This window comes from Clostridium sp. C105KSO13, assembly GCF_001517425.1.
Taxonomy (GTDB): domain Bacteria; phylum Bacillota; class Clostridia; order Lachnospirales; family Lachnospiraceae; genus Muricomes.
Window position 1 is genome coordinate 1 of record NZ_FBWL01000150.1, and the last position, 12757, is coordinate 12757.

At 41.3% G+C, this 12757-nt stretch carries 13 protein-coding genes, 1 pseudogene and 1 riboswitch; of the genes and pseudogenes, 4 read left to right on the forward strand and 10 right to left on the reverse strand.

The window, feature by feature from the left end:
- Positions 1-131 precede the first annotated feature (131 nt).
- From BN3456_RS03235 to fumC, 3 genes are all read right to left on the reverse strand, one after another.
- Positions 132-632, reverse strand: a complete 501-nt coding sequence (locus BN3456_RS03235) for an ABC transporter permease (protein ID WP_089982722.1) — start codon at positions 630-632, stop codon at positions 132-134.
- Positions 633-825: 193 nt separating this feature from the next.
- A complete protein-coding gene (locus BN3456_RS03240; RefSeq protein WP_089982723.1) occupies positions 826-1770 on the reverse strand; it encodes an AEC family transporter in 945 nt (314 codons plus the stop codon).
- A 30-nt stretch (positions 1771-1800) separates the two neighbouring features.
- The gene (gene fumC / locus BN3456_RS03245) at positions 1801-3150 is read right to left on the reverse strand and encodes a class II fumarate hydratase (protein ID WP_089982724.1); all 1350 of its coding nucleotides are present in this window, start codon (positions 3148-3150) and stop codon (positions 1801-1803) included.
- A gap of 264 nt (positions 3151-3414) precedes the next feature.
- A riboswitch (TPP riboswitch) is annotated at positions 3415-3523 on the forward strand.
- Between the two features lie 274 nt (positions 3524-3797).
- Here fumC and thiW point away from each other — a divergent pair.
- The 3 genes from thiW to BN3456_RS03260 are packed head-to-tail and all read left to right on the forward strand — an operon-like array spanning position 3798 to position 5805.
- The gene (gene thiW, locus BN3456_RS03250; protein ID WP_089982725.1) at positions 3798-4298 is read left to right on the forward strand and encodes an energy coupling factor transporter S component ThiW; all 501 of its coding nucleotides are present in this window, start codon (positions 3798-3800) and stop codon (positions 4296-4298) included.
- Between the two features lie 9 nt (positions 4299-4307).
- Positions 4308-5132: a hydroxyethylthiazole kinase gene (gene thiM, locus BN3456_RS03255; RefSeq protein WP_089982726.1), complete on the forward strand. Its 825-nt coding sequence runs from the start codon at positions 4308-4310 to the stop codon at positions 5130-5132.
- On the forward strand, positions 5119-5805 hold the full coding sequence (locus tag BN3456_RS03260) for an HAD family hydrolase (protein WP_242862787.1): 687 nt from the start codon (positions 5119-5121) through the stop codon (positions 5803-5805). Before thiM ends, BN3456_RS03260 begins: the two co-directional genes overlap by 14 nt.
- A 91-nt stretch (positions 5806-5896) precedes the next feature.
- Here BN3456_RS03260 and BN3456_RS03265 read toward each other — a convergent pair whose 3' ends face one another.
- The gene (locus BN3456_RS03265) at positions 5897-6847 is read right to left on the reverse strand and encodes a 2-hydroxyacid dehydrogenase (RefSeq protein ID WP_089982727.1); all 951 of its coding nucleotides are present in this window, start codon (positions 6845-6847) and stop codon (positions 5897-5899) included.
- A gap of 264 nt (positions 6848-7111) precedes the next feature.
- Between BN3456_RS03265 and BN3456_RS03270 the strand changes: the two genes are divergently transcribed.
- Positions 7112-8044, forward strand: coding sequence for a site-specific integrase (locus BN3456_RS03270; RefSeq protein WP_089982728.1), 933 nt, complete (start codon positions 7112-7114; stop codon positions 8042-8044).
- Between the two features lie 14 nt (positions 8045-8058).
- Here BN3456_RS03270 and BN3456_RS03275 read toward each other — a convergent pair.
- The 6 genes and pseudogenes from BN3456_RS03275 to BN3456_RS03300 all read right to left on the reverse strand — a co-directional run.
- Positions 8059-8598, reverse strand: a pseudogene (locus BN3456_RS03275) (restriction endonuclease subunit S); the annotation flags it as partial.
- A 13-nt stretch (positions 8599-8611) separates the two neighbouring features.
- Positions 8612-8815: a DUF3791 domain-containing protein gene (locus tag BN3456_RS03280; protein ID WP_089982730.1), complete on the reverse strand. Its 204-nt coding sequence runs from the start codon at positions 8813-8815 to the stop codon at positions 8612-8614.
- Positions 8808-9062 carry a hypothetical protein gene (locus BN3456_RS03285; protein WP_089982731.1) on the reverse strand — a complete coding sequence of 85 codons (255 nt, stop codon included), beginning with the start codon at positions 9060-9062 and terminating at the stop codon, positions 8808-8810. Before BN3456_RS03285 ends, BN3456_RS03280 begins: the two co-directional genes overlap by 8 nt.
- Positions 9059-9577, reverse strand: coding sequence for a DUF3990 domain-containing protein (locus BN3456_RS03290; RefSeq protein WP_278280260.1), 519 nt, complete (start codon positions 9575-9577; stop codon positions 9059-9061). The genes BN3456_RS03285 and BN3456_RS03290 overlap by 4 nt, the downstream gene beginning before the upstream one ends.
- Positions 9570-11168: a type I restriction-modification system subunit M gene (locus tag BN3456_RS03295; RefSeq protein ID WP_089982733.1), complete on the reverse strand. Its 1599-nt coding sequence runs from the start codon at positions 11166-11168 to the stop codon at positions 9570-9572. The genes BN3456_RS03290 and BN3456_RS03295 overlap by 8 nt, the downstream gene beginning before the upstream one ends.
- A gap of 16 nt (positions 11169-11184) precedes the next feature.
- Complete coding sequence (locus BN3456_RS03300; protein WP_089982734.1) at positions 11185-12432, reverse strand: restriction endonuclease subunit S; 1248 nt, start codon at positions 12430-12432, stop codon at positions 11185-11187.
- Positions 12433-12757: the final 325 nt, after the last annotated feature.

The following is a 12757-nucleotide window of genomic DNA, read 5'->3' on the forward strand; positions in this document are numbered from 1 at the left end:
CAAGGATGAAGCCGCTCCTGCCATGAATTAAGTGTTGTGTCTATATTTCTTTTTTGAAGCCAGCGAAAGATGGCTTGTTTGCTATACCCTACTTTTTCTTTAACCGCTACCTTTTTGTTTCAAACTTCTCCTCAATACTTCATCAGCCATCCGGCAATATTCTGAAATAGCTTATTATAATTGCTCCAATTGCAGAATTCTGGAGGGGCCCATTGTGGTGCACAGTCTGTTGTAAATACAGCTGAACGTCCTTTTCCGCCCGTTGTACTTGTACCTCCAATAACACAGGCAGCAATTGCATCTAACTCCAGCCCTGTTCCTGCGCTTGGCTGCCCAGAAAACATTCGGGATGCTAGAATGATTCCCGCCATGGCTGCTGTTACTCCACATAAAATATAAATCAAAACTTTATTGCGTTCCACAGGAAGCCCAGAAATCCTGGCTGCATCTATATTTCCTCCGATTGCATATGCACTTCTTCCATATTTGGTATACTTTAACACAATAAACCCAATCACATAACAAACAATCATAATAATAACGGGCACCGGCATAGGGCCCGCATATCCCCTCCCAATAACCTTAAATCCTGTTGGTAAACCTGTTATGGGATAGGAATTTGTAATAACCATTACTTCCTTCGATCCCCCAGGTTTCCCACAAGAAAATGAACACCATTCACAAAACTGGAATCATCTGAAGCAAGGAAAAGAGCAACATTTGCAAGCTCGCCCGGTGAGCCGTACCTAACTAGAAGATTCCAGATGGTTTGATTATAGGCTGGTCTTAAAAACTCACATTTCAAATGCTGTCTTAATCTTATGTTTATATCATTGAAAAGCTTTTCAATATGTACAGCCACCCTGTGACCGTAAGTGCGCTGAACATCGTGGTCAACATCACTACACTGGATGTCAGTACCCCCTCGTGCCCCATGTTCTTTGCCATCACAAAACAACTCACTGTCGATGCGGAGCCAAGCATAATCAGAATAGCCACAAGTTCCTCCCCCCGGAACCCCATCCAGACAGCCAGCGGCAGAAAAATCGCAGTGAATCCAACCAGTTTCATCGCTGCTGCCACTATGGCAGGTTTTGCCTTTCCAAATGCCTTTCTTACATCAAAAGTTGCTCCCATAGCCATAAGCCCCATCGGAGTTGCCACTGCCCCAATGTTGGAGATTGTCTTCTCCATGACAGGCGGCAGCGGTAACTTCAGTCCCGACCAGAGAAATCCGGCAGCAATTCCAATAATAATCGGATTCTTGACAATTCCTTTCAATGTGGCAATCCAAACTCCCCTGTCCAGTTTCTTCCTATCCGGCTGAAAAAAAGAAAGCACCACCACAGCCATAACATTATAGAGCGGGACGCTGCTAATAATCATCAATGGAGCCATTCCGGCATTTCCGTATATATTGTGAATAAATGCAATTCCAAGAAGAGCTGCACTGCTCCTGTAAGATGCCTGTATGAACTCCCCCTGAATACTTTTGTCCCGCCACAAAAAAGAGACTGCCGCGGCAAGAGTGATGCTGATGAATGTAGTCACAAAGCAGAACAACACAAACTTTAGATTCCACACCTCCGCAAAATCCACCGTTGCAAGGTCCTCAAACAGTAAAACCGGCAACGGCACAAGGAAGACAAATTCATTCATTTTTTCAGCAAATACATCATCTGTCCATCCTATTTTCTTCAAAATAAGTCCCAGAATCATTAGTAAAAAAATGGGCACTGTAGCATTCAGGCAAAAAATCAGATTATCCATTGATATAACTCCAAATTCTCTATTTCTGTATTAAATCATTTCCTCATAGTGCATCAGCCGGTCAAACTCATCCTCTGAGATCAGCTTCATTTTCATAGCAGCCTCTTTCAGAGAAATATTCTCGGCAAAAGCTGTCTTTGCAATCTTTGCAGCGTTCTCATAGCCGACTGACGGGCTTAAGGCTGTCACCAACATAAGCGAATTGTTTAGATAACTTTCCATGCGCTCCTTATCTGCACGGATGCCTTTCACGCAATGTGTGCAAAATGAATCCATCACATCAGCCAACAGCCTTGCAGACTGCAGGAAATTGTAGGCACATACCGGCATGAATACATTAAGTTCAAAATTTCCCTGGGACGCAGCAATACCAATTGCCGCATCATTTCCCATGACCTGGACTGCCACCATTGTCACCGCCTCACACTGCGTCGGATTAACCTTGCCCGGCATAATGGAAGATCCCGGCTCATTGGCCGGAATCTGGATTTCGCCGAGACCGCATCTCGGGCCGCTGGCCATCCACCTTACATCATTTGCAATCTTCATCAGGTTTGCCGCCAAAGCCTTCAAGGCACCATGAGCAAATACATAGGCATCCTTACTCGTCAGCGCATGGAATTTATTGTTATCCGGAATAAACTCCACTCCAGTTAACTCTGTCAGGTGTTTTGTCACCTGTTCGTCAAAGCCCTTGGGCGCATTAATACCGGTTCCTACTGCCGTCCCGCCGATAGCCAGCTTGTGCAGATGATTTAGGGATGCACAGAGCATGCTTTCTGTTTCTTCCAGCATTCCTCTCCACCCACTGATTTCCTGAGAAAACGCAATTGGCGTAGCATCCATCAGATGGGTACGTCCGCTCTTTATGATTCCCTCATTTTCTTTTTCCAGGCGGGTGAATTCATCTGTAAGACGTCTCAAAGCCGGCAGAACCTGCTCCGTCACAGCAAGAACTGCTGCAATATTCATTGCTGAAGGAAATGTATCATTGGAACTTTGGGACATGTTGACATGATCGTTAGGGTGAACTTCCCCTCCGGCCAAATGAGCGATTACCTCATTGACATTCATATTAGACTGCGTACCGCTCCCGGTCTGCCAGACCTTCAACGGAAATTCCTGCCACCGCTCTCCAGCAAGAATCTGATCACAGGCATTTGTAATGACCGTATATTTTTCTTCATCAAGCTTTTCGAAATGCCGGTTTGCCGAGGCAGCTGCCTTCTTGAGGTATGCAAAGGCACGTATAACCTCACGGGGCATCGTTTCCTCCCCAATCATAAAATTCTGCAGACTGCGCTGAGTCTGCGCGCCCCAGAAATGCTCCTTGGGCACCCGCACTTCGCCCATAGTGTCATGTTCAATTCGATATTCCATTGCCCTTACCTCCTAAAATCTAGCTTTTATAATCCAATCTGACAAACGGCTCATCAATGTTTTCAGAAATGAATGATATACACTATCTCTTTCTTCAATGAACTAATAATATCACATGCCATATCCTGCTTCAATACCAGGCTCATTTTCTTACTGGTTAGCATTCCTTTATACAAAACAAACATTCTATTATTTCAACTCTTTTTTAACATTGTTATAAAATCACTTGCAATTACAAACTTTTGAGTGTACAATCATATTTACAATAAAACACAGGGGAGCTTGTATATACAGGCTGAGAGGAAGTTTTCAACTTCGACCCTTTAACCTGATGCGGGTAATGCCGCCGTAGGAAGTCGTTACAATTAACGTTTTTTACAGGAGGCACCGATCAAATGTCTCCTGTTTTTGTTGCACTTTTTGCGAAAGGAGAGCGTTCGACATGCACGGTAAGTCCGTGCCGGACTTAAGGGGGAGCGCCCTTAGGCCTTGTATTACAGCGATGGGAAGCCGTATTCCGGCGTGAGAGGAAGCCAGTTAAGCTTCGACCGACCTTCCAGCTCTCCAGAAGAGAACTGAACTGTATCTATTTCAGGGAAGCGTCGCTGTAATCGACCGTTTTCTCTGTATAACAAAGGAGTGTTACAATGAAAACAAATAATGTTACGAAAAAAATGGTATTAACCGCCATGCTGGCCTGTCTGTCCTTTGTGTTAAACACTTTTGTGTATTTTCCAGCTATGGCACCGTTTCAGCATTTTGTGGATGTGCTTGCCGCTGTACTTGTAGGTCCCTGGTACGGGTTTGCTGCTGCATTGATCTGTGGAATATTGAGAATGTTATCCGGACGCACGATCCAGGCAGTCACCGGAGCGGTTTTTGGTCCGATTCTCGGAGGCTTGATTTATCGGAGAACCCAAAATATCTACCTGACATTCATCGGTGAAGTAATCGGCACCGGATTTTTGGGAGCTATGGCATCCTATCCCCTGATGAAATGGTTTTATGGTCTTGATGCTCAATCTCCGTTCTACTACATACCGTTCTACACACCAGCTGCCATAGTAGGTGGAGCAATGGGAGTCGCTGTGGTATTGATTTTAAAACGAAGTGGTACCCTGAGACGAATGATAAGTGAGCTAAACTAGGAGGGGAAAATGATTGATTATATTCATTCCTTACGTTGTGTGCGCCAGAATGCGCCGCTTGTTCAATGTATTACAAACTTTGTTACCGTCAATGACTGTGCAAATATTATTTTGGCCGCAGAAGGTTCACCTTCCATGTCTCAGGATAGCCGCGAAGTCGAGGAATCGGTGAAAGGAGCTCAGGCTTTGGTCTGCAATATGGGGGCAATCGATTTCGTTGATTCTATGATTCTGGCCGGAAAACAAGCCAATTTCCTGGGCAAACCTGTTGTGCTTGACCCGGTTGCGGCTGGTGGAACACAGCTGCGCAGAGAGGCTGCCCGGGAGCTGCTAAATGAAGTTCATTTTTCCGCGATTAGGGGGAATGCCTCTGAAATTTGCTTTCTTGCCGGCCGGCAGTCAACGGGCAGCGGCGTTGATACGAGTGCCGGAGATGCCATTACAGAACAAAATCTTCCTGCTGCTGTTAAAATGGCGAAAGCGCTGGCCCGCAAAATCAAAAGCGTGATTGCAGTTTCCGGCGCACTGGATCTGATTACCAACGGGGAGCAGACAGTAGTTCTTAGAAATGGCTGTAGGACTATGGCACGCATCACAGGGAGTGGCTGTATGCTGACCTCTCTCGTCGGAACATTTTGCGGAGCTATGCCGGGGGACCCTTTTACCGCAACAGTCACTGCAATGGCGGTAATGGGTGTATGCGGTGAATTGGCAGAACAAAGACGGCTGATAAACAAAACCGGTAATGCCACCTTTCGCACAGACCTCATTGATGCAGTATTCAATTTAACCGAAACACAACTTGCGGAGAGTATTTGCTATGAAGTTTTCTGAAGAAGCAGCCCATAACGTCATGAACAAACACTACGCGATTTTTGACATGGATGGTACATTGATTGACTCTATGATGTATTGGAAACACCTTGCCGAAGAGTTTCTTGAAAGCAAAGGTGTTACTCAGATTTCAGAAGACATTCTGGAGAAAATTAAACCGATGACAATGACAGAATCGGCGGCATTATTTAGACAGGAATTCTCTCTGAACGGCACCCCCGAAAGCATCGCTATGGAAATGAATGCTATGATGGATGAACATTACCACAAGAACATTCCTTTAAAAAGCGGCGTGAAAGAATATCTTGATTTTCTGTATCAAAAAGGTGTTCAGATGTGCGTAGTGTCCGCGACTGCAGAGCCTTTGATGGAGGCTTGCCTGAAGCGTCTGGATATTCTGAAATATTTTTGTTTCCTGCTCTCCTGCGAAACAGTGGGTGCAGGCAAAGATAAACCAGATGCGTATCTTGCAGCAGCAAAACAGCTGGGAGCATCCCCAGCCGATTCAGCTGTTTATGAAGATGCTCTGTACGCTGTCAAGACAGCAAAGAATGCTGGTTTTTATGTCATTGGTGTATACGATGAGAGCGCCGAAAAAAATTGGAACGATATTGAAAACCTTGCAGATGAAACCATCCGCAGTTACTACGTGCTGAACTTTCCGGTTATCTAGCCTGAATACTTCTGCGTATAGAAAGAGCTTTGCATTAAGTAAGCAGTGCAAAGCTCCTTTATTTCATACAAATGACGGCCCAACTGACTTTTTAGTCTACTCTGTTAATTGGCTGTCCTTTGCAAAAAGCTGTGATATTGTCTTGAATCAATGAGACCAAACGTTGTCTTGTTTCCAACCCCCGCCATCCCATATGTGGTGTAATGATCACATTATCCATTGTATATAGTGGGCTTGCATCATCTAACGGCTCTGCTTCCTGAACATCTAATCCCGCACCTGCAATCACTTTATTCTGCAAGGCTTCAATCAATGTTTTTTCATCAATCAGTGCTCCCCGCGCAGTATTGATTAAGAATGCTGTCGGCTTCATTATTGTTATAGTTTCTTTATTAATCATATGTCTTGTTGCTTCGTTTAAAGGGCAATTAAGGGAAATAAAATCACTTTGCCTGAAAACTTCCTCATTTGTTGTAAAGTGAATATTCTCCGCATCTTTTCTTGGCGTTCTGGTGGATACTAAAATTTTCATCCCCAGTGCCTGAGCTACTTTAATGATTTCCTTTCCAATATTTCCATAACCGATAACTCCCAATATTTTGCCGTTTAATTCTACGTGATCTACCATTAGGTGTTTATGAAAATTATCATGATTACCTTTCGAAAGCATACGAATCTGTTTTTGCATTGAGCTTGCCAGATTTAAAATTAAAAGGATTGCAGTATGCGCCACTCGTTTCGTGCTGTATGCTGGGATATTGCATAATACAATTCCCTTTTCACGTACCGCATCCAAATCTATATTGTTATAGCCAGTTCCGGCTTCACAAATCATCTTTACACTATCAGGAAATTTTCTAATAATGTCACCGCTGACCTTCATTTCTTTTGTTACAACAATTGTAAAACCATCAACCCGCTCCAAAATCTTATCTTCAGGCGTTTCATCATAGATTACCACCTCAGAAGCAATTTTAGAGTAATCAACGTTCCCATCATAATTTACCAGGCCGGCGTTTAATACTACAGTTTTATCATTCATAAACTTCTCTCCTCTCTCGCTGAATCTCATATTTGTGTTCCTCTGTATTGATTGTATCATTAATAGATACATCTTCCTATTGATTGAGCATTCTTTGCTTGTTTAACATGTTCATTTCCACAATTTTCACAGTTCCTATGCTTGCCCCTCTTTGGAGGTGAGCTCTAGTCACAGATCTATCTGTTCAGAATAACCTTTTCATGCTATGCTGATGCCAGCATTCACCAGTGTGAGCCGAATATAAATTTTGAGGAGGATATTCGTATGTTAGAGGAAAACAACAAAAATGAGCTCTTCCATATTTATTACAAACGTTGGATTACCATCTATAAAGAAGGGGCAATCCGCAAGGTCACCATGGCTAAATACTCGATGACCCAGCAATGGCTCGTCAAACTTGTACCAAATCTTAAACTCTGCGATCTTACCCGTATTTCTTATCAACAATTGCTAAATGACTACGCAGCAGGACATGAACGTCAAACCACAATGGACTTTCACCATCAATTAAAAGGTGCAGTACTTGATGCAGTTGATGAAGGACTTATCAAACGTGACCCGACCCGCAAAGCCATCATCAAGGGAAAAACGCCGCGGGAAAAGAAACCGAAGTACCTCAACCAGTTTGAGCTTCATACTTTGCTAACCAGTCTCAATCTTTCCCCAGAAATTAGCTGGGATTGGTTTATTTTGCTCGTAGCAAAAACAGGCATGCGATTTTCAGAGGCTCTTGCACTTACACCTAAAGACTTTGACTTTACACATCAAATGTTGTCCATCAACAAAACCTGGGATTATAAGGGTAACGGAGGATTTTTGCCCACCAAAAACCAGTCTTCAATTCGCAAAATTCAGCTCGACTGGCAAATGGTAATTCAGTTTTCCGAACTACTCAAAGTACTGCCGGAAGATGAGCCAATTTTCGTACATACTAAAGGGAAGATCTATAATTCCACAGTAAACAACATATTGAGCCGTGCTTGTCAAAAGTCAAAAGTGCCAATAATTTCTATACATGGCCTACGGCACACACATGCATCACTTTTATTATTTGCAGGAGTATCAATCGCAAGCGTAGCTCGCCGATTGGGACACGCAAGCATGACTACCACCCAGAAAACTTATCTCCATATCATACAGGAACTGGAAAACCAGGATGTGGATCTAGTAATGCGTTCTTTGGCAGGATTAAGTTAACCATCATCCAGAAATCATGGCTCACACTGATGAAGGGTGATGAGGTGATCTAGGTTGGTGAAATAGCATCCAAGACGTTCTTGTTCTTCAATACATTTAGGAAATATAATTGTCAAATTCTCCATGCCTTTTTTTGTCAGCTGCGATTGAGCACTTCCAAAACTGATAAAAGAAATTTGAATTTGACCTTTATCAGACTTCATAAATTGATACATATATGAAGTATTAATATCGCTCTTATTTCTTAAAATTAGCATACCTGAATTTATTCGTGCAAATGGTATTTCCTTAGCAATATCTGTATTGTACCACGCAACATGCCCTAATGATCCTCGTGATGTAATAACAATATCATCTTCATATAATTTACCATTTCCCATGCTATTTGACTTTTCTTCTGTTACATATTGATTATCTTGGAATGCAAAACCACTTGTTGTAACATTTGATGCATTTAAGAAAATAGTATGTCCACGCTCTAAAAAATCGGATTCTTTAGGATAGTTTTTTCCCCTATCACCATCTTGTATATCAAGCACTTCTATCAACTTACGCTGTTCCCAAGCATCAGCCCTTTTTTCCCGTAATCATATCATCAATATCATCAAATGCATTTTCCAACCGTTCAACATGATATATCTCATACATATCATAGATAATATCAGTTAATCCAAGTGAATCCCATTGCTTCAGCACTTGTTGAGCGGTCATATTCTTAGCTTGAGCATACCTCTCAATGAGGTAGATGAAAAAATCTGCTTCTTTACTCATCTTCATCACTCCTTAAATATTGCGAGTTACGTGGATCTCCTGTCACTCGCTCACTTTCCCACATGTCGAATACAATCCTTGGACTCAGTTTATAAACCTCAAGTTCCGGACTGATCAACATCTGATAGGTTTGTGATTCAATAAATGAACGAAGTGCCTGCATCTCCTCTATTCCATATTTTTCTATGATGAGACGCGTTACATGACGATCAAAAAAATCTCTAATTCTGGTATCAACATTTGTCACAACAACTCACTCCCCTCAAAAGTTAATAATTCCAAAGAATTTACTGTTAAAAAGGCATATTGGTCTGTCAAATTTTGTGGCAGCAAACGCCTGACCGCCTCTTCTTTAGTATATACACTATCCATGTAATCATCAATAACAGGTAAAGTCGAGTCATTTGCAACTGGGCCAATCACAATATCATATGGATTAATCTTAAGCAATTCCTTACGATTACTTACCACAAATTCTAGCCAATCACCATTTGCGGTATCAAACCTCAATACTTTTAAAGTCGATATCTCATTGTAATCAATCGAATAAATATTTAAAGTTGCTTTCCCTTTTCCTCGGCGTCTTGTGACTGTTTTTGCCCATTTATTCGCTTGAGTATAGCTCGAAGTTAGATAAAATCCTGCCCCGAAATCTAAAGCTCGTAAATTAGAACGGATTTGGGGATTTACAACCTTCATATTACTTCCATGAAAAAGTTTCAAAATTAACACGCTCCTTCCTGATTTATTAATCTTATACATCGATACCCAAGATTCTCAACTGCTCATTAATCTCAGTCTCAAGAGCAGCTATTTCTTTTTTGTCTTGCTCTAATAGCTTATTCACTTCATCAAGGTCAATTGCTTGCTCCTCCTCAAACGTATCTACATAACGCGGGATATTTAAATTGTATTCATTTTCTTTAATTTCTTCAAACGCCGCTACATGGGCGTATTTATCAACATCAACACGATCTTGGTAAGTTTTGATAATCTTATTAATATTTTCATTAGTAAGTCTGTTTTGATTCTTACCTTTTTCAAACTCATTACTCGCATCAATAAACAAAATTTCTTTTGTTTTACGATTTTTCTTAAATACTAGAATCGTAGTAGGAATAGATACGCCGTAAAACAAGTTGGCGGGCAGTCCTATCACTGTGTCAAGATAATTTTTCTCAATTATAGTTTGACGTATCGAACCTTCTGCTGCGCCGCGGAACAGAACCCCATGCGGTAAGACAATAGCCATTCTCCCGCTGTCATTTAAATGGTATAAGCTGTGTAAAATGAACGCATAATCTGCTTTTGTTTTTGGAGCAAGCTTGCCATACTCACTGAAGCGAGGATCCTTTAATTTTGTCTCTCTATTATCCCAATGAGCAGAATAAGGGGGATTTGCAACCACAGCATCAAAGGAACGCGGATGATCAATTCCCTCAGCATTTTTTCCATCCGGCCAATCACTTTCAAGTGTATCGGCATTGGACAAAGTCATGTTGTTAAATGAGACACCATGCATCATCAAATTCATCCGAGCCAGGTTGTAAGTTGTTGTATTCTTTTCCTGCCCATAAAATTTAATTGCTCCCGCCTGGTCTCCACCGGGAAGTTCATTTTGAACGGTCAACAACAAGGAACCTGATCCGCATGCTGGGTCATACACTGAGAAGGTGCGGTCTGATTTCTCTACACCATCGGTCACAATTTTAGCCAATATCTTAGAAACTTCATGTGGTGTATAGAATTCCCCACCCTTTTTTCCTGCGTTTGCTGCAAATTGACCGATTAAGTATTCATATATCTCTCCAAGAACATCCTGGCCGTCTTCACCTCTATAATCAACACTATCCACGAGCTTCACAATCCGGTTTAGTGATTTTGCACGTTCATTTGTGGAAGAACCAAGCCGGGAATCTCCAAGGTTGACATCGTTAAACACTCCCCGAAAATCATTCAATGCCTCCTTGTTTAACTCAGCATTTTTATTAAAATTATCAAAAAGTGTCTGGTAGTCACTTGGAATTACCATACTATTATTAATCTTTTGTATCAGAGATTCCCAAGTATCCATCGGCGAAATAGCATAACCTAAACTCGAAGAAATATCCGCCAGATATTCATTTAAATCATCACCATTTGCCTGTTCCAAATATGCTTTATTGATGGATTCACCTTCAGCAACATCGATGACATTGTTCTCAATCAGGTATCCTTCTTGATGTTCTGACAGATACCGATAAAACATAAATGCTAAAATATAGTTTTTATACTCTGCAGCATCCATATTTCCACGAAGTTCATTCGCCATGGCCCACAGTTTTGTTGTAATTGTTTGCAAATTATTGCTCATATTGTGTTTTCCTCTCTTAAACAAACATTTGTTGTAGTAATGCTTTCTTCTGTTCTTGTAGGTGTTCCAGCTTACGTTGATGAAGGGTGATAAGGTTGTCCACCGTTTCGAAAAATGCTCCTATTTTCTTCTGTTCGTCCATTGTTGGTGGCATCATAATATCCATGGCAGCCATTTGTTTTCCTGATACCTCCACAAAAGTCGAGCCTGCACCTACTATTTCACTGTATCTTTTTAACTCTTCTGAACGTGAAAAAATAAAATAGGAATCAAGTTCATTTTCATGAGGAACAATAGACTGAAATCCTTGATTAGTACATGATTCTTTGTGCAAAATAGCCATTTTCCCGATGCCAGCACGTGAAGTAAAAAGTACTGTTCCAACAGGCAACATTTTTGCTGAAGAATTATTATATCCTGCTTCTGTTATCTTTCGCTCACTAGAGTTCACATAGATTTGGTCAGTAATTTCAGCAGGAGCATACCAATCTATTTCACCATCCCAATACTCTTCATTTGACGTACTTGGTGTTCCGCCTCCAATAATATCAGCCATATCGCCTAATTTACGCTGTTCCCAAGCGTCAGTAAATTCTGGAAAACGGACTTCCGGGAAATTTTCACCATTTTTCGGAAACATTTTTTGAAGCAGCCCGCTTTTCAATTTTTTCACATCAGCCAACTTACGCTGATGAAGGGTGATAAGGTGATCTAAAGTGCCTAGGAAACCAGCAATCTTTGATTGCTCTTCTTCACTAGGAAGCTTTAAAGTGAACTTCCTGACATTTTCCATGCTTAATGCTGGCTGTGATGATGTTGCAATAAGTGGGAAAATAATCCGATTGTAGAATGCGTTGCCATTCATCATTTGACTTACAAAGAGTGAATTTGCACCCTTGTTCATTCGAATTCTTGCAACATTTGGAGCCAGATAATACTTATCATCTTCAGGAACAACTGCCAATTCACCTACTGTTCCGACGTAAGTGAAAAGAATATCGTTTTTGTAAAGCTTGCTACGATTAAGTTTTGAAAAATCACTGCTGTCAATGTATTTCACGTCCTCTAAAACCAAATGACCATTTTTTACGTTCAGGCCACGCAGGGCAATAATTTGACCTTCATCAGAATAAGTAACGTATTTTGTAAATTCAAAACCAGCCAGTTTTGTTACATCAGCAATATCCCCAAGCTTACGCTGTTCCCAAGCATCACTAAATCCCGGAAATCTTATTTTAGGTACATTTTCTTCGTTTTCACTCATTTCTGTTCTCCTCATGTTTTCTTGACATCTTTTGTGTGTGTTTTCAGGACAACTGTTGCCCGAACGTAGCTCTTCATCACTTTTGAGAATCAGTACTGCCGCTAACTAAAGTGATCACAGCCAAATTATACTATTTCATTAAATTTGTTTGTATTTTCCCCTCAATTATGCCGTAAATATTAATCTCATGAACTGCCTCGCTAAGTGCTTAATATATCTTTCTAGGCTAGAAATCTCACACAGTAAGAGCATTATACCACGGTAAATGGCAAGTATCTTCTCTGCATTTACCACTTTTCGTCAACCCACATTATCTGATGATAAA